Below are 24230 nucleotides of genomic sequence, written 5' to 3' on the forward strand. Positions count from 1 at the left end.
ATGTTTTGTGCAATCTACAGAAGTAACAAGCGCGACCAGACCTATCTGTATGTCGAAAAAAGAGACGATTTCTCTCGGGTACCCGCAGAGTTAATGCAAAGTTTCGGTCAGCCGATTCTGACGATGTTATTGCCGCTGGACGGTAAAAAACAATTAGCCCATGCCGATCTGAGTAAGGTGAAAGAAATGCTCAGCGCGCAGGGATATTATTTACAATTACCCCCGCCGCCGGAAAATTTGCTGAAAGAACATTTAGCGTCCCAGAGCAATAAATAGTATTTCCAGCGCACGCTGGCGTTTTCCTGGCTAAATTAACCTGATGTTATGGTGTTAACCCCCAGGAAAACGCATGAAATGTCTTACCACGGGCCTGGTTGTCAGCGCCCTGATTCTCCCAGGCGCAGGCTATGCGCAACCCGGCGCCACCCCTGACGCCACCCCGCCCGCCGCCACCCGGCTCTCCGAAACCGGCCGCGATCCCGCTGAATTTCCCGCCTGGGTCGAAACCCTGAAAGTGAAGGCGCGCGACAGCGGCATCAGCGAGCCAACCCTGACCAGCGCTTTCGCCGGTATCCACTTTGTCGATCGCGTGGTGAAGTCAGACCGCGGGCAGCTTGAGCAGAAGGTGCTGCTTGATGACTATCTGAAACGCGTGGTCACGCCGGATAAGGTCCAGGAAGCGCGTCGTCAGGCGCACCTGCACCGCCACGCCCTGGCGCGTATTGGTCGCCAGTATGGCGTGCAGCCGCACTATATTGTCGCCCTCTGGGCCATGGAGAGCCGTTTCGGCAAGATTCAGGGGAAAGAGGATATCTTCTCGGCGCTGGCGACCATGGCGTTTGAAGGCCGCCGCGAAACCTTCTTCACCAATGAGCTGCTGGCCGCACTGAAGATGGTGGACCGGGGCGATATCGATGCCAGCAGCATGAAGGGCTCCTGGGCCGGCGCGATGGGGCAAAACCAGTTTATGCCCAGCTCCTATCTGCGCTACGGCGTCGATGGCGACGGCGACGGCAAAATCGACATCTGGAACAACAGCGATGACATCTTCGCCTCGACGGCCAACTATCTGGCCGAGGAGGGGTGGCAGAAAGGTGAGGGCTGGGGACGTGAGGTGCGTCTGCCGACGGGGTTTGACCGGGCGCGGGCCGGCACGGAAAGCGGGCAGGGTAAAAGCGTGCGTGAATGGCGTGAGGACGGGGTAACAAAGGCCGACGGCGCGCCGCTGGCGAATATTGACCGGGAAGCGTGGATCATTCTGCCGGAGGATGGCGAGAACCGGGCCTTTATGGTCTATCCAAATTTTCGCACCCTGATGCACTGGAACCGCTCGTGGTACTTTGCCATCAGTATCGGCACGATGGCCGACGCGATTATCGGCGATTGACACGCCCGCCGCCGGACGCGGATAGTATTTCTTCAACGCACCTGAGGACAGGGGGAAGGTATGTATCAACATCATAACTGGCAGGGCGCCCTGCTGGATTATCCGGTAAGCAAAGTCGTGTGCGTGGGCAGCAACTACGCAAAGCATATTCAGGAGATGGGCAGCGCCACGCCGGAGGAGCCGGTGCTGTTTATCAAGCCGGAAACCGCGCTGTGCGATCTGCGTCAGCCGATCTCTCTGCCCCAGGGGCTGGGGTCGGTGCATCACGAAGTGGAGATGGCGGTGCTGATCGGCTCGACTCTGCGTCATGCATCTGAAGAGCACGTCAGCCAGGCGATTGCCGGGTATGGCATTGCGCTCGATCTGACGCTGCGCGATCTCCAGGGCGAGCTGAAAAAGGCGGGCCGGCCGTGGGAGAAAGCAAAAGCCTTCGACAACGCCTGTCCGATTTCCGGGTTTATTCCCGCCGCGGCCTTCGAGGGAGATCCGCAGCGCGCCACGCTGGAGCTGCGCATTAACGGCGAAACGCGCCAGCACGGCTCGACCGCGGATATGATTCACCCCCTGGTGCCGCTTATCGCCTACATGAGCCGCTTCTTCACCCTGCGCGCCGGGGATGTGATCCTGACCGGCACGCCGGAAGGGGTGGGGCCGCTTGCCAGCGGCGACGAGCTACAGCTCAGCCTCAACGGCCAGTCTGTCTCCACCCGGGTGCTCTGACCCGCCCGGCCTTTACCGGCCCGCTTTGCGTGCGGGCCGCGCAGCTGGTAGAATCCGCCTCCGCCTTTGGGCCTGCTTGCCCGTGCCGCAACCGCCGCCGGGCATACGCGGGCCGCTCAGGAACTTTTTACGTGCCGGCCTACCCGACGGCACCCGCAAGATGAGATGTGGTAAACGATATGGCTGACACCCCGTTCTGGCAGAGCAAAACCCTGGATGAAATGAGTGACGCAGAGTGGGAGTCACTGTGCGACGGCTGCGGCCAGTGCTGTCTGCACAAGCTGATGGACGAAGACTCTGATGAAATCTATTTCACCAACGTCGCCTGCAGCCAGCTCAACATCAAAACCTGCCAGTGCCGTAACTACGAACGCCGCTTCGAGTACGAGCCAGACTGCATCAAACTGACCCGTGAAAACCTGCCGACCTTTGAGTGGCTGCCGCACACCTGCGCCTATCGCCTGCTGGCGGAAGGAAAGCCGCTCCCGGCCTGGCATCCGCTGCTCACCGGTTCCAAAGCGGCGATACACGGCGAGCGTATTTCGGTGCGCCATATCGCGGTGCGTGAATCCGAAGTGCGCGACTGGCAGGACCACATATTAAACAAACCCGACTGGGCGCAGTAATTCCCTCAGCCGCTCTCCCGCTTCAGGGAGGGCATGTGCTTGTGGTGCAGAAAACGCTATTTTCTGCGCCTGAACCAGCTTCAGGTTAATCTTATTCCCTTTTTATTTTTGGTAAAGGGCGCGATTATTTCCGCGCGAAAAAGACATTAAAGGGGATTTCTCTCTCACTTGCTTTACGCTCAATACCACGCTAATTATATTACTTCAGCTTTATTAATTATTAATAAATATGAGCTAATGGGTAAGAACCCTCTTAAATGCATTATTTCTAAGGTTGCTTTTAATCAATAGTCTCTTGCGCGGAGCGTGATAGCGTGAGCGCTTCTCCCTTCTGGAACAGACATAGTGAACCTCAGGTTAGCAGGCATGTTGGTCGCGCTGGCGATCGGTTTGACGGCAGGTAACACGGCGGCCGCACGGGAAGCGCGCCTCAGCGATGAGCAAATTACCCGGCAGATTATTCAGGACTCCATTGCCAGCTACTCAGGTAACTGCGCCTGCCCGTTCAACCGGGCGCGCAACGGCAGCGCCTGCGGCAAGCGCAGCGCATGGAGCCGCGCCGGTGGGGAATCACCGCTGTGCTATAAGGAGGATGTGACCCAGGAGATGATTGACCGCTGGCGGGAAACGCATCCGTAGGCGGCTGTCTGTTACCCGTGTGAATAGTGGCTTCTGCTGCGCGCGCCGCTGTTCACACCCGGACATACTCTTTGAATGACTTTACGAAATAAAAGTATCATTTTGCGCCGGTTCGGTGCATCGTAAGCACTAATTGCGAATCGTCGCTGTAACAGTTCTGACTCTTCTGTTGCCAGACTCCTGGTCTCTTCATACCCGGCTCGACGCAGTAATAACACCCTTATTCAATAATGGTCTGCTTACACCTCGTAATATCGTAGCGCATCGTGAGAACGGCGTTAATTTCGTCTCATCGTGGCTACCACTCTATTTCTTGCATGTAGATAACTCTGAATGTCACAAACATTTAAAACACATTTTTTACATCCGCGTCACTGGTTAACCTGGACCGGCGTCTCCATTCTGTGGCTGCTGGTGCAATTACCCTATCCGGTGCTGGCGAAACTCGGCAGTACCCTGGGGCGTCTGGCGCGTCCGTTTCTGAAGAAACGTGAATACGTTGCCAACCGCAATCTGGAATTATGCTTCCCGAAAATGGAAGCGGCGTCGCGCAACACGCTGCTTACCGATAACTTTACCTCTCTTGGCATGGCGCTGATCGAAACCGGGATGGCCTGGTTCTGGAGCGATGCGCGACTGCGTAAGCATTTCGACGTCGAAGGCTTTGCCAACCTGCAACACGCCCTGGATCAGGGCAAAGGCGTGATGGTCGTTGGCGTCCACTTTATGTCGCTTGAGCTGGGCGGACGCGTGATGGGGCTCTGCCGCCCGATGATGGCAACCTATCGCCCGCACAACAACCCGGTACTTGAGTGGGTGCAGACCCGCGGGCGCCTGCGCTCCAACAAAGCGATGATCGACCGCCGCAACCTGAAAGGGCTGGTGGGCGCGCTGAAGAAGGGCGAGGCCGTGTGGTTCGCGCCGGATCAGGACTATGGCCGCAAGGGCAGCGTGTTTGCGCCGTTCTTCGCGATGGAAAATACCGCGACCACCAACGGGACCTACGTTATCTCTCGTCTTTCTGGCGCCTCGATGCTCACCATCACCATGATCCGTCGCAAAGACAACGCTGGCTACCGCCTCTATATCGGCAACATGCTGACCGACTATCCGTCGGGTAACGAGCAGGCCGCCGCCGGCTATATCAATAAGGTGATCGAGGACGAGATCCTGCGCGCGCCGGAGCAGTACCTCTGGGTGCACCGCCGCTTCAAAACGCGCCCCTTGGGCGAAGCCGCCTCCTACTGATCCCCTCTGCTCGCGCTGGCTGACAGCGCGAGCAGCATCGCCCTCCGCCCGTTCTGTCCACCTCCTGCGCTTACCGCCGTCTGCTTTACCCCCCAGGCACGAAAAACTCTTTGCCCCTGACCTGTATTTTTCCCGCAGTCTGTCGATAACTCCTTCAGAGCGAAATCTGTAACGCACGTGTCTGGCAGCAATGTGGATATTACGTTAACCACCATTCCTGACCCTCATGAGCTAACAACGATCCGAATACCGTGGAGGGAAAAGTGGATAACTTTCAGAAAGAGATTGATGAACGCGCGAACCTGGCGCTGTCGAACAAGTTCGAGCTGCTACTGTTTCGTCTGGGCATGGCACCGCACGCCGACAAGTCCGAGCTGTTTGGCATCAACGTATTCAAGCTACGGGAAATCGTCCCGATGCCGTCCATCACCCGCGCGGCGGGTATGAAGTCTCCGCTGCTGGGCGTAGTCAGCATTCGCGACCAGATCATTCCCGTCATTGACCTGCCAGCCGTTGCCGGCTGCACCCCGACCACCGGGCTGAATCTGCTGCTGGTGACCGAGTATGCGCGCAGCACCCAGGCGTTTGCGGTGGAAGCGGTCGATAACATTGTGCGTCTGAACTGGAACCAGGTGCACCCGGCCGAGTCGGCCATGAGCACCCGGAACATCACCAGCATCGCTTGTCTGGACGATGACAAGCAGAGCAATGAGCTGGCCATGGTGCTGGACGTGGAGCAGATCCTGTACGACATCATCCCGTCTGCCCGCGATGTACCGGTGAAGGAAGTGAAGGATCGCACCTTCAACATCAAGCCTGGCGCGGTGGCTATCGTGGCGGAAGATTCCAAAGTGGCGCGTACCATGCTGGAGCAGGGCCTGAAAAGCATGGGTATCCCGGCACTGATGCACAATACCGGTCTCGAAGCCTGGGACAAAATCAAGCTGATGGCCAAAGAGGCGCAGGCGGAAGGGGTACCGATTGGCGACCGCATCGCCATGGTGCTGACCGATCTGGAAATGCCGGAGATGGACGGCTTTACCCTGACGCGTAACATCAAGCTGGACGAGAAGCTCAAGCGCATCCCGGTAGTGATCCACTCCTCGCTGTCCGGTAGCGCCAACGAAGAGCACGTGCGTAAAGTAGGGGCCGATGCCTACGTGGCGAAGTTTGAAATCAACGAACTGTCGGCGGTGATCCACCGCGTGCTCGACGACACGATCGTCTGATTGTCACGTCACGCTCTCCCTGCCATCAGGGCATAAAAAAGGTCGCCGAAGCGACCTTTATGCTATCTATCTATTTCTTTGTCGGCGTCGGCTGTTTGTCGCCGGACTCGGGTGCATCATTAGGATTGTCTTTTTCTACTTGCGTCATGTAATAGCGCATCATTCCTCCTCAGTTGCCGGACACAGATCTCAGTATAGGAAAGCCTGCGGCAAAGAAGCCAGGCGGCAGAACGAAAAAACGCTCCCGGGGGAGCGTTTTGTTTAGCGACCGAACAGATCGCGCCGTTTGGGTTTCAGCGGCTGGGCAATCAGCACCAGCACGGCCACCAGCAGGTAGGCGGCAAAAATACCCATCAGCCACTGCGGCATCTCCAGGGTTAAAAACTCCCACTGACGAACCGAGCAGTCACCGGACGCCACGAACACCTGCGGCAGCCACTTGTCGAGGGGCAGCCAGGTCGGAAACTTCGCGGCAAACGGGCAGACGGCGAACGGAGAAGGGTGAAGCTGGATCATGGTGTGCTCATAGGCGAGCCGTAATCCTTCCCAGGCGCTGTAAATCCACAGCGCAATCGCCCCGTAGCGCAGCGGTGTGGTGGGGGCGATGGCACCCACAAGTCCCGCGCCCATGATGCCGAACAGCGCGCAGCGTTCATAGATACACAGTACGCACGGCTTGAGCAGCATCACGTGCTGGAAATAGAGTGCCACCAGCTCAAGGGCAAACGCCGTGAAGGCCATAAGCAGCCAGGCACCCCGTCCGCGCGAGCACTGATTCAAATATCGCAACATAATCCCGTTTCCCTGCATTATGCGGTAAAGCGGCAGTGTAAACGAAAACGTGCCGCCCGCCACCACGCTGTCAAAAAATATCTGACGAAACGGCGTCTGTCGGGCCAGAAGCAGCCCGACAAGACGATTATTTTGCGATAAGCCCGCTGGCAAGCAGCCAGTCGGTGACCGGCAACAGCGTGTACTCCACGCACAGCCAGCCGGTGAGGGTGAGCACCACGGTGTAAGGCAGCGCCATCCACACCATGCGGCCATAGGAGAGGCGGATCAGCGGCGCCAGGGAGGAGGTCAGCAGGAACAGGAACGCGGCCTGGCCGTTTGGCGTCGCCACCGACGGCAGGTTGGTGCCGGTGTTGATCGCTACCGCCAGCAGGTGATACTGCTCCAGCGAGATAACGCCCTGTTCGAACGCGTGCTTCGCTTCGTTGATGTACACCGTCCCCACAAACACGTTATCCGATACCGACGACAGCAGGCCGTTAAACAGATAGAACAGCGAAAGCTGGGACTGCGGCTCCGCCTGCAGCACGTAGCCGATAATAGGCGTGAACAGGCGCTGGTCGATAATCACCGCCACCACCGCAAAGAACACGGTCAGCAGGGCGGTGAAGGGCAGGGACTCGGTAAAGGCTTTGCCAATGGTGTGCTCGTCCGTGACGCCGCATAGCGAGGTGGCGAGGATAATCACCGACAGGCCGATAAGTCCCACCTCAGCCAGATGCAGGGCGAGGGCCACAATCACCCAGACGCCGATAATGCCTTGCACAATTAGCCGCATGCGCTCCTGGCGGGTGCGGCTGGCGTTGGCTTTATCTTCATAGTCGCGCAGGATCTGACGCACTTTCTCCGGGAGCGGCTCGCCGTAGCCGAAGCGGCGGGTCTTCTCCAGCAGCACGCAGGTCAGCAGGCCGAGCACCAGCACCGGCAGGCTCACCGGCGCCACGCGCAGCATAAACTCCACGAAGTCCCACTTCACGGTCTGGGCGATCAGCAGGTTCTGAGGCTCGCCGACCATGGTGATGACGCCGCCCAGCGCTGTACCGACCCCGGCGTGCATCATCAGGCTGCGTAAAAAGCCGCGGAACTGCTCGAGCGTGGATTGCGTTTCGCTCTCCAGCCCTGAGTCATCGTGAAGCTCAGCGGCGTTGTCGCCTTTCGAGGCCACGCGATGGTAAATCCCGTAGAACCCGACCGCGACGCTGATCACCACGGCGATAACCGTCAGGGCATCAAGGAAGGCCGACAGGAATGCTGCCGCGAGGCAGAACGCCAGCGAGAGCAGCGTCTTGGAGCGCAGCGACAGCAGCAGGCGGGTGAACACGGTCAGCAGCAGCTGCTTCATGAACCAGATGCCGGCCACCATGAAAATTAACAGCAGTACCACTTCGAGGTTGGCGGCAATCTCTTCCCGCACGCGTTCGGCGCTGGTCATGCCGATGGCCACGGCTTCAATAGCCAGCAGACCGCCCGGCAACAGCGGGTAGCACTTCAGCGCCATACCGAGGGTAAAGATGAACTCCACCACCAGCAGCCAGCCTGCGGCGAAGGGGTTAACGACATAGACGATGGGGTTGATTACCAGAAAAGCCAGAAGTGTCAGTTTGTACCAGTCAGGGGACTGACCTAAAAAGTTACGAAAAACGGCGCGGCCGTATGAAATTTCCACGAAATTGTTCCCGTACGAGCGGTAAAAAGAGAGGTCACGACTCAGGGTAGAGGACAGGCGCGCCGCAGGCAAGGCGCAAATGCTAACGCAACCTGACACTCATTGACAAAAATCGAAGAACGATCCCCTTTTTGCGGTTGCATGCTGCTATCTGCGCCCCGGCGCCTCTGGTATGATGAGTGAATTTGCTAAAGCAATGTAATGGAAATCTCTCTATGGTGATTAAGGCGCAAAGCCCTGCGGGTTTCGCGGAAGAGTATATTATCGAAAGCATCTGGAATAATCGTTTCCCTGCCGGTTCGATCCTCCCTGCTGAACGTGAACTCTCTGAATTAATTGGCGTTACCCGCACCACACTTCGTGAAGTCTTGCAGCGCCTCGCCCGTGATGGCTGGTTAACCATCCAGCACGGTAAGCCCACAAAAGTGAACAACTTCTGGGAAACCTCCGGCCTCAACATCCTCGAAACGCTGGCGCGGCTCGATCACGAAAGCGTACCGCAGCTGATTGATAATCTGCTCTCGGTGCGTACCAACATTTCAACCATCTTTATTCGCACCGCGTTCCGTCAGCATCCTGAGGATGCGCAGCGGGTGCTGGCGACCGCCGATGAAGTGGAAGATCACGCTGACGCCTTTGCCCAGCTCGACTACAACATCTTCCGCGGGCTGGCGTTCGCGTCCGGTAACCCCATTTACGGGCTTATCATCAACGGGATGAAGGGGCTGTACACCCGCATTGGCCGCCACTACTTCTCCAATCCGGAGGCGCGTAGCCTGGCGCTGGGCTTCTACCACACCCTCGCCACGCTGTGCCGCGAAGGGCAACACGACAAGGTGTATGAAACCGTCCGTCGCTATGGCCATGACAGCGGCGAGATCTGGCACCGGATGCAAAAAACCATGCCGGGCGATCTGGCGATGCACAGTCGCTAAACAAAAAGGCCACCGCGAGGTGGCCTTTTTTATGGCGCGAGCATCGCGCTTACAGCATGTTCATGCGCGGCGGGCAGCGCTCGAGCAGCTCCACGCTGCCGTCTTCATTCTGCTGCTCAAGCGTCACATCAAACCCCCACAGACGATGCACGTGCTTCAGCACTTCACGACGCCCCTTGTCCAGCGGAGCGCGATTCTGCGGAATATAGCGCAGGGTTAACGAGCGGTCGCCGCGCAGGTCGACATTCCATACCTGGATGTTCGGCTCCAGGTTGCTGAGGTTGTACTGGGAGGAGAGCTGGTTGCGGATCTCGCGGTAACCGTCTTCGTTATGGATCGCGGCAATCTCCAGGTAGTTGTGGCGATCGTCATCCATCACGGCGAACAGGCGGAAGTCGCGCATGATTTTCGGCGACAGGAACTGGCTGATAAAGCTCTCGTCTTTAAAATCGCGCATCGCGAAATGCAGCGTCTCCAGCCAGTCTGACCCGGCAATCTCCGGGAACCAGTAGCGGTCTTCCTCGGTAGGCGACTGGCAGATGCGCTTGATATCCTGGAACATCGCAAAGCCCAGCGCGTAGGGGTTGATACCGGTATACCACGGGCTGTTGTAGGGCGGCTGGAACACCACGTTGGTGTGGCTGTGAAGAAACTCCAGCATAAAGCGGTCGGTCACTTTCCCCTCGTCATAGAGATGATTGAGGATGGTGTAGTGCCAGAACGTCGCCCAGCCTTCGTTCATCACCTGGGTCTGCTTCTGCGGATAGAAATACTGGCTTACCTTGCGCACGATGCGCAGGATCTCACGCTGCCACGGCTCCAGCAGCGGCGCGTTCTTCTCCATAAAGTACAGCAGGTTCTCCTGCGGCTCGGCGGGGTAGCGGCGCGCTTCGGCGACGGTTTTTTCCTCGTCGCGTCTGGGGAGGGTGCGCCACAGCATGTTGACCTGGCTTTGCAGATAGGCCTCGCGGCTTTTCTGGCGCGCTTTCTCCTCCTGCAGCGAGATTTTCTGCGGACGCTTGTAGCGATCCACCCCGTAGTTCATCAGGGCATGGCAGGAGTCGAGCAGCTTCTCCACTTCCTCGACCCCGTACCGCTCCTCGCACTCGGTGATGTAGTTGCGGGCGAAAATCAGGTAGTCGACGATGGAGCTGGCGTCGGTCCAACTGCGGAACAGATAGTTATTTTTGAAAAACGAGTTGTGGCCGTAGCAGGCGTGCGCCATCACCAGCGCCTGCATGGTGATGGTGTTCTCCTCCATCAGATAGGCGATGCAGGGATTGGAATTAATCACAATCTCATAGGCCAGGCCCTGCTGGCCGTGTTTGTAGAGGCGTTCCGTCTCGATAAACTTTTTCCCGAACGACCAGTGCGGATAGTTGATCGGCATCCCTACGCTTGAGTAGGCGTCCATCATCTGCTCGGAGGTGATAACTTCAATCTGGTGCGGGTAGGTGTCGAGGCGGTAGAGCTTCGCCACGCGGTCAATCTCCGCCAGATAGACATCGAGCAGCTCGAACGTCCAGTCGGGTCCGTCGCTCAGTCGGGTGGCATCCTTCATACTGTAATCAGTTACTGTAGCCATTAGCGCGCCCTCATTGTGGGGGACTCTTTTTCAGGTAAGAGCCTCATTCTCAAGCATAGAACACGCGGTCCAGATAGCGCAGGCGGTCAAATTTTTTTCTTTGTGATTTCCCGATGGAAATTGGCGGCATTCCCGCTGTTCAACAGAATATTACGCTGCGGAAAAACAAAGCGCAGAGCGAGATCCTGCCAGCGGCGGTCCCGCGCGAACACGGTGATGTGTGAGGCAAGTCACCATAAAAAAGGCCTATGTTGAATAACATTTTCAACTGAGTTATCAATTTGTAATCAGAAGATTATTCTTTTACCTCGAAGCGGAGTGGATATGCGTGTAGTGGTGCTGGGAAGTGGCGTGGTCGGCGTGACCACCGCCTGGTATTTACGTCAGGCCGGGCATGACGTGACCGTGGTTGATCGGGCAGACGGCTCGGCACTGGAGACCAGCGCGGCCAATGCCGGGCAGATCTCACCGGGCTATGCCGCACCCTGGGCAGCGCCCGGCGTGCCGCTCAAGGCCATCAAGTGGATGTTTCAGCGTCACGCGCCGCTGGCTATCGGCCTCGACGGCAGCGCCTTCCAGCTTCGCTGGATGTGGCAGATGCTGCGCAACTGCGACATGCGCCACTACCAGGAAAACAAAGGACGCATGGTGCGGCTGGCGGAATACAGCCGCGACTGCCTGAAGACGCTGCGCAGCGAGACCGGCATCGAGTATGAAGGGCGCCAGGGTGGGACGCTGCAGCTGTTCCGCACCGCCCAGCAGTACGAAAACGCCGCCAAGGATATCGCGGTGCTGGAGGAGGCGGGCGTGCCCTGGCAGCTGCTCGAATCACACCGTCTGGCCGAGGCCGAACCGGCGCTGGCGGCGGTGGCCAACAAGCTGACCGGCGGGCTGCGTCTGCCCAACGATGAAACCGGCGATTGTCAGCTCTTTACCCAGCGGCTGGCGAAGATGGCCGAAGAGGCGGGGGTGGTGTTCCGCTACAACACGCCGGTGGATCGCCTGCTGTATGAAGGGCAGAACATCTACGGCGTGAAGTGCGCGAACAACGAGGTGATTAAGGCCGACGGCTACGTCATGGCATTTGGCTCTTACTCCACGGCGATGCTCAAGGGCATCGTTGATATTCCGGTTTACCCGCTGAAAGGCTACTCGCTGACCATCCCCATCGCCGACGAGAATGGCGCACCGGTTTCCACGGTGCTGGATGAAACCTACAAGATCGCCATCACCCGCTTTGACAACCGCATCCGCGTGGGCGGCATGGCGGAGATCGTCGGGTTCAACACCGCGCTGCTGCAACCGCGCCGTGAAACCCTGGAGATGGTGGTGCGCGACCTCTATCCGCGCGGCGGACATATCGAGCAGGCCACCTTCTGGACCGGTCTGCGCCCGATGACCCCGGACGGCACGCCCATTGTCGGGCGCACACCGTACAAAAACCTGTGGCTCAATACCGGGCACGGCACACTCGGCTGGACCATGGCCTGCGGCTCCGGTCAGCTGCTGAGCGATGTGATATCGGGCCGCACCCCGGCGATCCCGTTTGAGGATCTGTCGGTTGCCCGCTATGACGCACGCTTTACCCCCTCCGGCGCACAGCAGTGGCATGGCGCCCATCAATAGCAAGGAGTGGTGATGTCCCGTCCCGTTACGGCGAGCCTCAATCTTGACGCGCTGCGCCACAATTTACATATCGTCCGCCGGGCCGCGCCTGCGTCACGCGTCTGGTCGGTGGTGAAGGCGAACGCCTACGGTCACGGTCTGGATCGCGTGTGGAACGCGCTCGGCACCACCGACGGCTTCGCCCTGCTCAATATCGAAGAGGCGATTCTGCTGCGCGAACGCGGCTGGAAGGGGCCGATTCTGATGCTGGAGGGCTTCTTTCATGCCGATGAGCTGCCGCTGTTTGACCAGTACCGGCTGACCACCAGCCTGCACAGCAACTGGCAGGTGAAAGCCCTGGCGAACGCGAAGCTGGCGGCCCCGCTTGATGTCTATCTGAAGATGAACAGCGGCATGAACCGGCTGGGGTTTGCCCCGGAGCGCGTCCAGACTCTCTGGCAGCAGCTACGCGCTATTCCGAACGTCGGCGATCTGACGCTGATGGCGCACTTCGCCGACGCCGACAAACCCGATGGGGTGACCGAACCGATGCGGCGCATCGAGCAGGCCGCGGAAGGGCTGGCCTGCCGCCGTTCGCTGGCGAATTCGGCCGCCACGCTCTGGCATCCGGAGACGCACTGTGACTGGGTGCGGCCCGGCATCATTCTCTACGGCGCCTCGCCGAGCGGGCAGTGGCAGGACATTGCCGCCAGCGGCCTGCGCCCGGTGATGAGCCTGAAAAGCCAGATTATCGGCATCCAGACCCTACAGCGCGGGGCCTGCGTCGGCTACGGCAGCCGCTACCGTGCTCAGGGGGAGCAGCGGATCGGTATCGTGGCTGGCGGCTATGCCGACGGCTATCCGCGCCACGCCCCGGACGGCACGCCGGTGCTGGTGGAGGGGGGGCGAACCGGCACGGTGGGTACCGTCTCGATGGATATGCTGGCGGTGGATTTAACGCCCTGTCCGGAAGCCGGTATCGGCAGCCCGGTAGAGCTGTGGGGAGAGGAGATTAAGATCGATGATGTGGCGAGCGCCAGCGGTACCGTGGGGTATGAGCTGATGTCAGCCCTTGCCCCACGGGTGCCAGTCGTGACAGTGTAACGTATTACCCGAGGCGGGTTACTCCGCCTCATCCTGCTGGGTGCGTACCCCCACTTTCCGTACGTCGTTATTCTCTTTCTCCGCCACCGTCCAGATCATCCCGGCAAAGGCAATCTGGTCGCCGACGACCGGCGCTGCGCCAAGCTTGCGCTGCACCATCTCGCCCAGCGTCTGCTGGGTATCGAAATTGTCATCCAGATCCAGACCGTAAATCACCGCGATATCGGCGAAGCGGGCGCTGGCTTCAAGAATAAAGTCACCGAAGAAGCGCTGGTCGAGGGCCACCGGCGGCGACTGGCTGAACAGCTTGCCGAGGGCAGGGAGATCGCGCTCGCGGCCAATCACGCACAGCACATCGCCTTCCTGCAGCCGGGTGCTGCCGGTAGGGTGCAGCAGCACGTTATCGCGGAATAGCGCGGCAATGCGCGTTTCAGACGGCATATGCAGGTCGCGCAGCGCAGCGCCCACGCACCACTTATCGGCGCTGAGCTGATAGACGAACTGCTCCCAGGGATTTTCAGGGTGAATATCCAGCCCGACCCGCGACACAGGACGGCCCACCGGCGGCACTACCACTTTGGCGCGCTTCGCCGCCCAGCTCAGGGATGAGCCCTGGAACAGCAGCGACACCAGCACCACGAAGAACGCCACGTTGAAGAACAGCCGCGCATTCTCAAGCCCGGCCATCATCGGGAACACCGCGAGGATGATCGGCACCGCACCGCGCAGCCCGACCCAGCTGATGAAAATACGCTCGCGCAGCTTAAACCCGCGGAACGGCAGCAGGGAGATGAACACCGACATCGGACGGGCAATGAAAATCATGCAGGCAGAAAGCAGGATCGCCGGGATGGCGATAGGCAGCAGATCCGAGGGCGTCACCAGCAGGCCAAGCACCAGGAACATGCCAATCTGCGCCAACCAGGCCATGCCGTCGAAGGTTTGCAGGATGCCGTAGCGGTTGCGGATTGGCCGGTTGCCGAGGATAAAGCCGCACAGGTAGACCGCCAGAATACCGCTGCCGTCGAGCGCGGTGGTCACCGCGAACACCAGAATCCCGCCGCTCAGAGCCAGCAGAGGGTAAAGCCCCGGCGGCAGATCGATGCGGTTGATGGTTTGCAGCAGCAGGTAGCCGCCGCCGAGGCCCAGCGCGATACCCAGTCCAAACTGCTGGATAATGTGCACCACGAACATCCAGTCAAGCGCGGTATTGTGCAGCTTGATCATCTCAATCAGGGTGATGGTCAGGAACACCGCCATCGGGTCGTTGCTGCCGGACTCAATCTCCAGGGTGGCGCCCACGCGCTCGTTCAGCCCCTTGCCGCCGAGCAGCGAAAACACCGCGGCGGCATCGGTGGAGCCGACGATCGCGCCGATCAGCAGCCCTTCAATGATGTTGAGGTCAAACAGCCACGCCGCGGCCATGCCCGTCAGGCCGGAGGTAATGAGCACCCCCACCGTGGCCAGCGAGAGCGCGGGACCGAGCGCAACGCGAAACGAGCTGGCCTGGGTGCGCATCCCGCCATCAAGCAGGATCACCGCCAGCGCCAGGTTACTGATCAGATAGGCATAGGGATAGTTATCAAACGGAATGCCGCCGATGCCGTCCTCACCCGCCAGCATGCCGATGGCGAGAAAGATAACCAGGATAGGAATACCGAGACGGGATGAAAACGAACTCAAGAGAATACTGAAGGTTACCAGTACCGAACCCATAATAAATAAACTAACCACCGCCCCTGCGTCCAAAGTGCGTCTTCTCCTTCAATCAATGTGCCAATCGTGATGCCTGATATCTGACCGGCAGGTGTATGATGCGCCTCTTCCGCCCGGCTTATGGCCGTTGGCGGTGAGTGACGTCAACACACCTGCAACATCTAATAAGTATTATGGGTATACCACAATTATCAACGAGGTGATTGTTCGATAAGAGTGGTGAATGTGTTTTTTTCCGCTTCGCGCAGCACCGGATGCCCGCTCAGGGTCAGGCGCGTGTGCGTCCCGTCGTGAGTCAGTTCGCCCCTGGCACCCAGCGGCAGCGTTACGGTTTGCGGCTCGTGGCCGAAAGCCAGACCGCTGATAACCGGGATCGGCAGGCGGGCGCGCAGCGTCTCACACATCGCGTCCAGACTGTACCCGGCGTCGTAGTCGTTGGGGGCGCTGGCGCTAAAGCTGCCGAGCACCAGCGCCCGCTGCGTCTCCAGCACCCCGGCGTAGAGCAGCTGGAGCAGCATGCGCTCCACGCGGAACGGGTGCTCGTTGATGTCCTCCACCACCAGGATCCCTCCCTCAATGGCCGGCAGCCACGGGGTACCCACTAACGAGGCGATCATCGCCAGATTGCCGCCCCATACCTGGCCTTCCACGGCACAGGCCGGGCCGCTGCCCGCCCACTCAAGGGTAAACCGCGGCTGGCGCAGCGCCATCCAGAAGTGGTGCAGGGTAAACGCATCCAGCGTCTCGGCCCCGAAGTTACCCGCCAGCATCGGGCCGCTGAAGGTCATCACGTTGCCGTTCGCCAGCAGCGCCATCTGGAGCGCGGTAAAATCGCTGTGCCCGCAGATTAACAGCGGGTCGGTCGCCTGACGCGCGCGCAACGCCGCGTAGTCCACGTCCTGAAGCAGACGGCTCATGCCGTACCCGCCGCGCACCGGCATCACGATATCCACCGTAGCGGGCAGGGTGGCCAGGGCGTTGATGTCCGCCAGGCGTTCCGCATCGGTGCCGGCAAAACGCTGGTAACGCCGCGGGATGGCGGCCTGTCCATACACCTGATGCCCCCCGGCCTCAAGACGGGCCACGCCGCGCCGGGCGGCTTCCTGTTGCAGGCAGTAGCCTGAGGGGGCGATCAACTGAAATACGGACATAGCAGCTTCCTGTGCAAGACGAGTGAGCAAAATATCATGCCGTGTCGCGCCCGGCTTGTCATCCGCCGGTTATACTTCAGCGCGCCGCAGGGAGCCGCACTTTTGAGAACGCGTGCGCTTGCGGCGAAGCGGTCATCCGCTTTATGTTGTGCGGGCCTGTTTGTTTAACGCGATGAGGAAGTGTGCTGTGAAGTTAAGAGGATTGATTATTCTGGCGTTGTTTCTGGCAGGGTGCAGCAGCAAGCCTGACTACAACAGCGTGCCCTGGCAGGCGCAGGCGCCAACCAGCCGGGCGTTGCAGTGGATGCCGTTCAGCGAACAGTCCGGCGCGCAGTACGGCGTCAGCCCGCGTCTGATTACCGCCATTATCGCCGTGGAGTCAGGCGGCAAACCGGAGCTGGTCAGCGCTTCGAACGCGGTAGGGCTGATGCAGATTAAAGCCTCCACCGCCGGGAAAGAGGTCTATCGCCATCTCGGGTGGCGCGGACAGCCCTCCACCAGCGAGCTGAAAGATCCGCAGCGGAATATCGACATCGGTACGGCCTATCTGAGTATTCTTGAGCACGGCATTCTTGCCGGCATTGAGGATCCGCAGACCATGCAGTACGCGCTGGTCGTTTCCTACGTCAACGGCGCCGGGGCGCTGCTGCGGACCTTCTCCTCCGACCGCAAAGCGGCCATTGAGGAGATCAACGATCTCAGCCCGCAGGAGTTTTATCAGCACGTGGTGGACAAGCATCCATCGCCTCAGGCGCCGCGCTATCTGTGGAAAGTGCAGCAGGCGATGGCGGCGATGTGATCAGCGAACGCGGCTTGCCTTTTCGTGGGCGGCCCGTTCCAGCGAGAAGATAATGCGTTGCAGTTCACGCTCCGTCGACGGGTTAACGTTAAGAAAGCGGAAGCTCAGGCGGGGCGTGCTGACGGTGTGATTCTTGCTGTCCACAAAGGTGCGGTTCGAGATTGTGACGAGCTGCATATCAAAGTGATATTTCCCCCACTCAATCAGATCCACCTCGCAGTGCGGGAACATCATGCCCTCGCTGAGGGTTTCCGGTAGCTGACCCTCTGCCAGCGCACCCATGCCGCCTACCGAGATATCGGATAAGCGAAAGCGCAGCGGACTGCCGTCCGGCATCATCGCCGTACAGTGGCAGGCGGGCTGCACCGGCGCGCTGATGCGGAAAAACTCCCGGCGCTGAACAAACCACAGCGCGGTTGGCAGCGGAGTGACAAACGCCGGCAGCCCCTGATACTCATCGGCGGTCAGCCCTGGCAGGGCGAACTCCACCTTCGCGCCTTCGGTTTCGGCTCCCAGCTCGATGTGTTCCGCGCGCTGCACGCTCTGGTTTTCCCAGCCCTGACTGCCAAAGTCCAGCACCAGGCGCTCGTTGCTGGCATCAAGGATGCGGCTGATAAGCTGTCCGCCGCTCCAGGAGATGCGCACCGGCACCTGCTGTTTTTGCAGATCGCGCAGCACCCCCAGCACGGCCAGAGGATGTTGTTTCAGAAACTGCTCATTATAATTGCTCACACCAGAAAGCCTCGCCGGAATGAAAAAAGAGTATCAGGGGCTGTTATCGGCAGCGCCCGCCAAAACATAAACTAAACTGCTTAACTTTTTTGTAGCCACACTTAATATCAATTCGTGATATTCCTCACCTTTTTCAATTCCTTGCCTATACTTATTTCACGGCGACCTCAGGGAACGGCCTGACGTCGCCTCTGGATTAACAACAAAAGAGGACGTAACACATGGGTATCCTGGCGTGGATTATTTTTGGCCTTATCGCGGGCATCATTGCTAAATTCATCATGCCTGGCCGCGATGGCGGTGGCTTCATTCTGACCATCATTCTTGGTATCGTCGGTGCGGTGGTTGGCGGCTGGCTCGCTACGTTCTTCGGCATCGGTGGCGATGTCACCGGCTTCAACCTGGGCAGCTTTATGGTCGCGGTTGTGGGTGCCATTGTGGTGCTGGCGGTGTTCAGGCTGCTGCGTCGTAACTAAGCGCAACGGCAATAAAAAAACGGCCCTGAGGGGCCGTTTTTGCATTCTGCAATCAGAAATCGTATCCCACCGTCGCCACCACCGAGCGCTCCGCGCCCCAGTAGCAGTTGGTGGTGTAGCAGCCTGACACGTACTCCCGATTGCCAAGGTTGTTGGCGGTCAGCTGTACAAACGCGCCTTTCATCGCGCTGTTCCATGCCCCCAGATCCGCTTTCACCATCGCATCCACCAGCGTGACGGACCCGATGCGGTGGGTGTTCTGATCGTCTGCCCACTGCTTGCCAATGTAGCGCACCCCGGCCCCGGCGCTGATGCCGTAATCAAACTGATAGTGCGCCCAGAACGAGGCGATCTGGTCCGGCGACAGCAGCGGGGTATTGCCGTCTTTCCCGCCCAGCGAATCCTCAAACTTCACCCGATTCCAGGTATAGCCCGCAAGGGTGCTCAGACGCGGCGTTAGCTGGTTACGCGCCTCCAGCTCCACGCCCTGGGAGTGGACGTCTCCGGCGGCATAGTAGGTGGCCGGCTCGACGTTCTCGTCGCGCTGGGAGACATCTTTCTGGGTGAGATCGAACACCGCGATGCTGTACATATCCGAGGTGCCGACCGGCTGATACTTCAGGCCCGCTTCATACTGCTCGGCGGTGCTCGGCGGCAACAGTTCCCCGGTGGCGCTCGGCAGGATCGACGGCGTCAGCGCCTGACTGTAGCTCAGGTAAGGCGACAGCCCGTTTTCAAAGGCGTAGAGCACCGACGCGCGGCCGCTGACCTTATCGTCCGAACGGCGATAGGTGGTGTTAAAGGTATTGCTGACCTGCTTCGCCACCACGCGGTCGTAGCGGCCCGAGAGCGCCACGTGCCAGCGGTTCCACTCCATATCGTCCTGCAGGTACGCCCCGGCCTGGTAGTAGCGACGGTTGTTGTCGTTGGTATAGGCATCGGTGATGACATGCCCGGTCTGCGCGGTTTCACCGGTAAACGGATTCAGCGGCGCGGCACTGCCTGCGGTGCTGAAAATATCGTTGCGGTAGCGGTGGTACTCCGCCCCCAGCGTTACGGTATGCTTCAGCTCGCCGGTGGCGAAATCAGCCTGCAGGCGGTTATCGGTGGACCAGGCGTCAAGCGAATCCTGAGAACCCACGTAGCCGCGTTTCAGCCGATCGCTGTCGCCATCCCAGCCGGTCTGGTAGACCTGATTCAGGTTGGCATTGCTGTGGGTGTAGCTGCCGCTGGAGTGTACCGACCACACGTCGTCGAAGCGGTGGTTGAACTCAACGCTGTAGAGCTGCTCGCGACGCTGATAGCCATCCAGCCGATCGCCTTCGTTGTAGTCGTTGTGCAGCTTTTTCCCGTTGTGGGCATACAGCGAGCCCTCGATCGGTGCCGAACCGTGATAGCCGCCGGAGGGGTCCTTTTGCAGATAGGCGCGCAGCAGCAGGCTGGTGTCATCGTCCGGCTGCCAGAGCAGCGACGGGGAGATGGCGTAGCGCTCCTCGCGGGTGTTGTCGTACTGGGTATCGGTATTGCGGGTAATGCCGGTCAGGCGAAACGCCCACTGGTCGTTGATCGCATCGGTATAGTCAAACGCCCCGACTTTGGTGTTCTGCGTTCCCGCGGAGAGGCGGAAATGGCCTTCGGAGCGGAACTGCGGCCGCTTCGAGGTGAGGTTCACCAGCCCGCCGGGAATGGTCTGGCCGTAGAGCGAGGAGGAGGGCCCTTTAATGATGTCCACGCGCTCAATAAACCAGGGGTCGATCTGCAGAATGTTATGGCTGCCGCCATCGCTCATCAGGCGCATGCCGTCGAGGAAGATATTGTCCACGTCGCCGCCGTGGAAACCACGCAGGCCGATGGCGTCAAAGCGCGTGGCGCCCCCGCCGATATTGCTGAACACGCCAGGGGTATAGCTCAGGGCTTCACTGATGTTGCTCGCTCCCTGATCTTCCATCTGCTGTCGCGTCACCACCGAGACCGACTGGGCGGTGGTGATCAGCGGCTGGTCGGTTTTGGTGGCGCCGGTGCTGGTGGTGACCCGGTAGCCCTGCGTGGTGGAAGTGGCGGTCTCCGCCGGGGCGGCTGTTACCACCACGGTATCTTCAGCGGCGAGCAGCGTGGAGGAGGTGAGCGCCAGCGCGCACAGCAGCGCAGAGCGTTTTACGCGAAAAGCCATCGTCATAGTGTTGTCCATCAATCAACGTGTGAAACAGGCCGGTGAAAAAGCGAAGCGCGCGGCCTAAAAAGTAATGCGAATTATTATCGTTATTGTTTGTAGGTTTCAAGTGGTAAACGCAGGATACCGACGGGGCAATTCCCTTGAAAAGACAGGTGAATGGGCGGGAGAGGCCGGGCGAGTAAGCGGGAGCGAGGCGGGGAGGAAAAAACCTGCTACCAAAAATGGTAGCAGGTGTGGGGCTTACTCTGCGGTTGCCGGCGCCGCCGTTTCCGGTTGGGCCTGAGGCTGCGCCGGTTGCCGGGCAGGCTGCGGCGCCTGAGGCTGCGCTGACGTTTGTGCAGGCTGTGGGGCCGGTGTGCTGGCCGGCTGCGTCTCGCTGCTGCCCGGACGAGTGGTAGGCACCTCGTCGCACGGCTTCTCTTTACCGCACAGCAGATCGAGCATTTTCAGCGTCACGCCGTTGGTCCAGCCGAAGCCATCCTGCAGCGGGTACTCCCCGCCACCACCGCCGGTACCGGTGGAGCTGATGTCGTACTTCTCAACCAGCTTGTGCTCGCGGTCGTAGGTGTGCTGAACGTTGGTCAGGAAGCGCCAGATGATGTCCATGGCCAGCGCTTTCTGCCCGTAGTTGTTCAGCCCTTCGGTGGCAACCCACTGCAGCGGCGCCCAGCCGTTCGGCGCGTCCCACTGCTGGCCGGTAGAAACCGTAGTGGTGGCCAGCCCGCCGGCTTTCAACAGCTGCGCGCGGGTGGCGGCTGCCACTTTCTCCGCCCGATCCCGGGCCGCGGCTTTCACGTACAGCGGATAGAGCGCGGCGGCGGTCAGCTGGTCGCGCACCGCGTTTTTACGCAGATCGTAATCGGCGTACCAGCCGCGCTTATCGTTCCACAGGTTCGCTTCCATCGCCCGCTGGCGGTCGTTGGCTAAGGCGCTGTAGCGTTCCGCACCGGCGGCGTCGCCTGCGGCGGTGCTGGCGCTGGCGAGGGTTTTCTCCAGCTGATAGAGCAGGGCGTTGAGATCCACCGGCACGATGCTGGTGGTATGAATGGAGCCGAGCTGCTGCGGGTTATCCATCCAGCGTGAACTGAAGTCCCAGCCAGACGCAGCCCCGGCGCGCAGATCGCGATAAATCTCCGTGGCCGGACGATCCGGGTTGTTCTTCGCGGTGGTCACATCGTCAAGCCAGGACTCGGTGCGCGGGGTGTCGCGATCGTCCCAGTAGCGGTTAAGCACCGAGCCGTCTTTGAGCTTGACCACCCGCTTATGGGCTTCGCCCGGCGCCAGACCGTCGCTGCCCTCCATCCAGTAGGCGTACTCTTTTTTAAGCTGCGGCAGCCAGGTTTTGAGTGCGTCTTTATCGTGGGTTGCCAACAGCTCCACCATAAACGAGAAGAACGGCGGCTGGGAGCGGCTCAGGTAGTAGCTGCGGTTGCCGTTAGGGATATGGCCCCAGGCATCAATCTGGTGGCCGAAGTTGGTTACCATATCTTCGACAGTGTCCCAGCGGTCGCTTTCGGCCAGGCCCAGCATGGTGAAATAGCTGTCCCAGTAATAGACCTCACGGAAACGCCCGCCCGGCACCACGTAGGGCTTCGGCAACGGCAGCAGCGAATCCCATTTGCCCGCGCTGTCGGTGGTGCGCGTCAGTACCGGCCACAGGCCCTCGATGTGTTCACGCAGGTTTTGGCCTTTCGGTGGGACATACTGTTCGCCCTTCGCGGGCAGCGTGAAATTCACGTCCACGAAGTGGCGCAGGTCGAAGCCGGACTGGTTACGCTGCATCCGGTAATCGGCGAGGATCATCAGCGGATCGCTTTTCGGTACCGCGTCGGCAAAGGTTTTCTGATCCGGGAAGAGCTTTGCGCTCTGCACGTCGGTAAACAGCGGCCCGAGCAGCACATCCGGGGGCTGCGGCTGTGTTTGCGCCTGGGCTTCCTCGGCAAACGTTGGCGGTGCAGAGAGCATAAAGAACGCGCCACCTAATGCCAGTTGCACAGCAAACAGCAACGACGTGGAACGACGCAGAACTGGTGTAGTCATTAATAAATCTCCTTTTCGGGTGGGTAGCCGAACCCACTACGATTGCGATCAACCCAATGAAAACCTTAGCTGAATTTTCCCGAGGCGGGGAAAAGCCGCACGTTTTTGTCCGGGTGGTTCGCATTCTTTGCGCCGGGGAGCGCAGAAAGGGGGAGACGGAAAGGAGAGGGGAATCCAGCGCCGACCGAAGGGGCAGCGCTGGCGAGGCGGATTATGGCTGAGGATTGAGCAGCCAGGTGCCTGGCGTTTCCACCGCGAGTTTCGTGCTGCGCACGCCGCTGCGGCTGCGCAGGTCGATGCGGTACTCGCCCGGCGCAAGGGCCAGGAAGCCGTAACCGTTGGCAGCGGGCACTACTTTTTGCGTTTTGCCGTTCACATCAAGCTGCTCGCCTTCGTACATGCGGATGTAGACCCGGGCGCTGCGGTCTTCATCGCTCATCACCAGCGTGGGCGCAGGCTGAGAGGGCGCAGGCGCGGCGCTCTGGGTAGCGGCAACCGGCGGCTGGGGATCGCTGTGGCCGCTGAACAGCAGCGCCCCGGCAATCACCCCCACCACGACCCCGGCAGCAATCTGCAACGGCGTGCGGTAGCGCAGCCAGAGCGGCTGCGTCACGGGTGCGGTCTCTTCCTCTTCAACCGGAACCAGCATGGTGCCCGGCTGGGTAGCGCCCGGCACGCTGCCGGTCTCGCTGAGCGAAATATCCGCCAGCGCGGCGAAGGCTTCGATGGACTGCGGGCGATCTTCCGGCTTCAGCGCCAGCGCGCGATCCACGGCGTTCAGCAGCGCGGGAGAGTACCCCTCCGGCTGCAGCTCGCTCAGCGGCTTGCAGGTGTCCTGAATGCTGCGGGTGACGCTCGCCGGCGGGCAGGTGCCGGTGATCAGGGTATAAAGCACCGCCCCGAGGGCATAGATGTCGGTCCAGGGGCCAATCTGGTTCTCCAGATCGTCGGTGTACTGCTCCAGCGGCGCGAAGCCGGGGTGCAGCAGGCTTTTGCTGTTATCCCCGATGCCGTTAACGCTGCGGCGCAGCGCCCCGGAGTTGAGCAGCAGCGGAATGCCGTTTTCCTGAATCTGGATGCTTTTCAGGGTGATGTCGCGATGGATGTAGTCGCCTTTGTGCAGCGCATCCAGCGCACCGCAGACCATCGGCAGCATCCGGCGGATCCACGCCTCGTCGATAAGCTCCGGCTGCTGCTGGTGCAGCTCGGCCAGCGTCACGCCGGTATAGAACAGCGTCGCGGTATAGGCGGTTTCGTTGCGCACCCAGAAGCGCAGCACCTGAATCAGATTCGGGTGGTTGAACTGCGCCACCAGGCGCGCTTCCTGAATAAAGGCGTTCAGCCCGGCGGTAAAGGCCGCGTTATCCTGCTTGCTGCGCAGCACCAGGGACATATCATCGTTGCGCACGGTCAGCGCCCGCGGCATGTATTCCCGGATGGCGATCTGCCGCTCCAGCTGCCGGTCCCAGGCCCGATACACCAGCCCCTCGTTGCTTGAATCCACCACTTCCTGAATGTCGAACTCATCGAACTGATATCCAGGCGGCAGAGCATCAGGAATACGTGGGGTTACATCGTTATTTGTCATGGTGAAAAGATCTCTGCTC

Annotated in this window: 21 protein-coding genes; 12 read left to right on the plus strand and 9 right to left on the minus strand. The window is 60.0% G+C overall.

Annotation, left to right across the window (positions count from 1 at the left end; all coding sequences use genetic code 11):
* The 7 genes from DW58_RS13260 to DW58_RS13295 all read left to right on the plus strand — a co-directional run bounded on the left by DW58_RS13260 (position 1) and on the right by DW58_RS13295 (position 5849).
* Complete coding sequence (locus tag DW58_RS13260) at positions 1-276, plus strand: YcgL domain-containing protein (protein WP_024550209.1); 276 nt, start codon at positions 1-3, stop codon at positions 274-276.
* A 73-nt stretch (positions 277-349) separates the two neighbouring features.
* Positions 350-1387, plus strand: coding sequence for a lytic murein transglycosylase (locus DW58_RS13265; RefSeq protein ID WP_024550210.1), 1038 nt, complete (start codon positions 350-352; stop codon positions 1385-1387).
* 60 nt (positions 1388-1447) lie between these two features.
* Positions 1448-2107, plus strand: a complete 660-nt coding sequence (locus DW58_RS13270) for a fumarylacetoacetate hydrolase family protein (RefSeq protein ID WP_024550211.1) — start codon at positions 1448-1450, stop codon at positions 2105-2107.
* Between the two features lie 179 nt (positions 2108-2286).
* Positions 2287-2733, plus strand: coding sequence for a YcgN family cysteine cluster protein (locus DW58_RS13275; RefSeq protein WP_024550212.1), 447 nt, complete (start codon positions 2287-2289; stop codon positions 2731-2733).
* Positions 2734-3099: 366 nt separating this feature from the next.
* Positions 3100-3372: a hypothetical protein gene (locus DW58_RS13280; protein WP_152525603.1), complete on the plus strand. Its 273-nt coding sequence runs from the start codon at positions 3100-3102 to the stop codon at positions 3370-3372.
* A gap of 333 nt (positions 3373-3705) precedes the next feature.
* Positions 3706-4620, plus strand: coding sequence for a kdo(2)-lipid IV(A) palmitoleoyltransferase (gene lpxP, locus DW58_RS13285; protein ID WP_024550214.1), 915 nt, complete (start codon positions 3706-3708; stop codon positions 4618-4620).
* A 263-nt stretch (positions 4621-4883) separates the two neighbouring features.
* Entirely contained in the window at positions 4884-5849 is a 966-nt protein-coding gene (locus tag DW58_RS13295) for a chemotaxis protein (RefSeq protein WP_024550954.1), read from the plus strand.
* Positions 5850-6110: 261 nt separating this feature from the next.
* Here the strand turns inward: DW58_RS13295 and dsbB are convergent, their stop codons facing one another.
* Complete coding sequence (dsbB, locus tag DW58_RS13300) at positions 6111-6641, minus strand: disulfide bond formation protein DsbB (RefSeq protein WP_024550953.1); 531 nt, start codon at positions 6639-6641, stop codon at positions 6111-6113.
* Between the two features lie 127 nt (positions 6642-6768).
* Complete coding sequence (gene nhaB / locus DW58_RS13305) at positions 6769-8307, minus strand: sodium/proton antiporter NhaB (protein WP_029593021.1); 1539 nt, start codon at positions 8305-8307, stop codon at positions 6769-6771.
* A 215-nt stretch (positions 8308-8522) separates the two neighbouring features.
* On the opposite strand from nhaB, the gene fadR reads away from it, so the two are divergent.
* Positions 8523-9242, plus strand: coding sequence for a fatty acid metabolism transcriptional regulator FadR (gene fadR, locus DW58_RS13310; protein WP_024550952.1), 720 nt, complete (start codon positions 8523-8525; stop codon positions 9240-9242).
* 49 nt (positions 9243-9291) lie between these two features.
* Here the strand turns inward: fadR and DW58_RS13315 are convergent, their stop codons facing one another.
* On the minus strand, positions 9292-10827 hold the full coding sequence (locus DW58_RS13315; RefSeq protein WP_024550951.1) for a SpoVR family protein: 1536 nt from the start codon (positions 10825-10827) through the stop codon (positions 9292-9294).
* Positions 10828-11151: 324 nt separating this feature from the next.
* Between DW58_RS13315 and DW58_RS13320 the strand changes: the two genes are divergently transcribed.
* Positions 11152-12453 carry a D-amino acid dehydrogenase gene (locus DW58_RS13320; protein ID WP_029593023.1) on the plus strand — a complete coding sequence of 434 codons (1302 nt, stop codon included), beginning with the start codon at positions 11152-11154 and terminating at the stop codon, positions 12451-12453.
* Positions 12454-12465: 12 nt separating this feature from the next.
* Positions 12466-13536 carry a catabolic alanine racemase DadX gene (gene dadX, locus DW58_RS13325; protein WP_024562585.1) on the plus strand — a complete coding sequence of 357 codons (1071 nt, stop codon included), beginning with the start codon at positions 12466-12468 and terminating at the stop codon, positions 13534-13536.
* An 18-nt stretch (positions 13537-13554) separates the two neighbouring features.
* Here dadX and DW58_RS13330 read toward each other — a convergent pair whose 3' ends face one another.
* Both DW58_RS13330 and ldcA read right to left on the minus strand, forming a co-directional pair.
* A complete protein-coding gene (locus tag DW58_RS13330) occupies positions 13555-15285 on the minus strand; it encodes a potassium/proton antiporter (protein WP_024548987.1) in 1731 nt (576 codons plus the stop codon).
* A gap of 158 nt (positions 15286-15443) precedes the next feature.
* Positions 15444-16403 (minus strand): muramoyltetrapeptide carboxypeptidase, encoded by a 960-nt coding sequence (gene ldcA / locus DW58_RS13335; protein WP_024548986.1) that lies wholly within the window; start codon positions 16401-16403, stop codon positions 15444-15446.
* Positions 16404-16590: 187 nt separating this feature from the next.
* Between ldcA and emtA the strand changes: the two genes are divergently transcribed.
* Positions 16591-17202: a membrane-bound lytic murein transglycosylase EmtA gene (gene emtA / locus DW58_RS13340; protein WP_024548985.1), complete on the plus strand. Its 612-nt coding sequence runs from the start codon at positions 16591-16593 to the stop codon at positions 17200-17202.
* Here the strand turns inward: emtA and ycgR are convergent, their stop codons facing one another.
* The gene (gene ycgR, locus DW58_RS13345; protein ID WP_024548984.1) at positions 17203-17934 is read right to left on the minus strand and encodes a flagellar brake protein YcgR; all 732 of its coding nucleotides are present in this window, start codon (positions 17932-17934) and stop codon (positions 17203-17205) included. It lies immediately after the preceding gene.
* A 221-nt stretch (positions 17935-18155) separates the two neighbouring features.
* Between ycgR and DW58_RS13350 the strand changes: the two genes are divergently transcribed.
* Positions 18156-18410 (plus strand): GlsB/YeaQ/YmgE family stress response membrane protein, encoded by a 255-nt coding sequence (locus DW58_RS13350; RefSeq protein ID WP_024548983.1) that lies wholly within the window; start codon positions 18156-18158, stop codon positions 18408-18410.
* Positions 18411-18462: 52 nt separating this feature from the next.
* Here DW58_RS13350 and DW58_RS13355 read toward each other — a convergent pair whose 3' ends face one another.
* The 3 genes from DW58_RS13355 to DW58_RS13365 all read right to left on the minus strand — a co-directional run bounded on the left by DW58_RS13355 (position 18463) and on the right by DW58_RS13365 (position 24211).
* Positions 18463-20586: a TonB-dependent siderophore receptor gene (locus DW58_RS13355; RefSeq protein WP_024548982.1), complete on the minus strand. Its 2124-nt coding sequence runs from the start codon at positions 20584-20586 to the stop codon at positions 18463-18465.
* 237 nt (positions 20587-20823) lie between these two features.
* Positions 20824-22623 carry an alpha,alpha-trehalase TreA gene (gene treA / locus DW58_RS13360; protein ID WP_024548981.1) on the minus strand — a complete coding sequence of 600 codons (1800 nt, stop codon included), beginning with the start codon at positions 22621-22623 and terminating at the stop codon, positions 20824-20826.
* A gap of 211 nt (positions 22624-22834) precedes the next feature.
* The gene (locus DW58_RS13365; RefSeq protein WP_024548980.1) at positions 22835-24211 is read right to left on the minus strand and encodes a serine/threonine protein kinase; all 1377 of its coding nucleotides are present in this window, start codon (positions 24209-24211) and stop codon (positions 22835-22837) included.
* Between the last annotated feature and the right edge of the window lie 19 nt (positions 24212-24230).

Source organism: Siccibacter turicensis LMG 23730 (assembly GCF_000463155.2).
Taxonomy (GTDB): domain Bacteria; phylum Pseudomonadota; class Gammaproteobacteria; order Enterobacterales; family Enterobacteriaceae; genus Siccibacter; species Siccibacter turicensis.

Coding starts and splice junctions, on each gene's coding strand:
- DW58_RS13260 (WP_024550209.1), top strand. CDS start 1: ATGTTTTGTGCAATCTACAGAAGTAACAAGCGCGACCAGACCTATCTG.
- DW58_RS13265 (WP_024550210.1), top strand. CDS start 350: ATGAAATGTCTTACCACGGGCCTGGTTGTCAGCGCCCTGATTCTCCCA.
- DW58_RS13270 (WP_024550211.1), top strand. CDS start 1,448: ATGTATCAACATCATAACTGGCAGGGCGCCCTGCTGGATTATCCGGTA.
- DW58_RS13275 (WP_024550212.1), top strand. CDS start 2,287: ATGGCTGACACCCCGTTCTGGCAGAGCAAAACCCTGGATGAAATGAGT.
- DW58_RS13280 (WP_152525603.1), top strand. CDS start 3,100: ATGTTGGTCGCGCTGGCGATCGGTTTGACGGCAGGTAACACGGCGGCC.
- lpxP (WP_024550214.1), top strand. CDS start 3,706: ATGTCACAAACATTTAAAACACATTTTTTACATCCGCGTCACTGGTTA.
- dsbB (WP_024550953.1), bottom strand. CDS start 6,641: ATGTTGCGATATTTGAATCAGTGCTCGCGCGGACGGGGTGCCTGGCTG.
- fadR (WP_024550952.1), top strand. CDS start 8,523: ATGGTGATTAAGGCGCAAAGCCCTGCGGGTTTCGCGGAAGAGTATATT.
- DW58_RS13315 (WP_024550951.1), bottom strand. CDS start 10,827: ATGGCTACAGTAACTGATTACAGTATGAAGGATGCCACCCGACTGAGC.
- DW58_RS13320 (WP_029593023.1), top strand. CDS start 11,152: ATGCGTGTAGTGGTGCTGGGAAGTGGCGTGGTCGGCGTGACCACCGCC.
- dadX (WP_024562585.1), top strand. CDS start 12,466: ATGTCCCGTCCCGTTACGGCGAGCCTCAATCTTGACGCGCTGCGCCAC.
- ldcA (WP_024548986.1), bottom strand. CDS start 16,403: ATGTCCGTATTTCAGTTGATCGCCCCCTCAGGCTACTGCCTGCAACAG.
- DW58_RS13350 (WP_024548983.1), top strand. CDS start 18,156: ATGGGTATCCTGGCGTGGATTATTTTTGGCCTTATCGCGGGCATCATT.
- DW58_RS13355 (WP_024548982.1), bottom strand. CDS start 20,586: ATGACGATGGCTTTTCGCGTAAAACGCTCTGCGCTGCTGTGCGCGCTG.
- treA (WP_024548981.1), bottom strand. CDS start 22,623: ATGACTACACCAGTTCTGCGTCGTTCCACGTCGTTGCTGTTTGCTGTG.
- DW58_RS13365 (WP_024548980.1), bottom strand. CDS start 24,211: ATGACAAATAACGATGTAACCCCACGTATTCCTGATGCTCTGCCGCCT.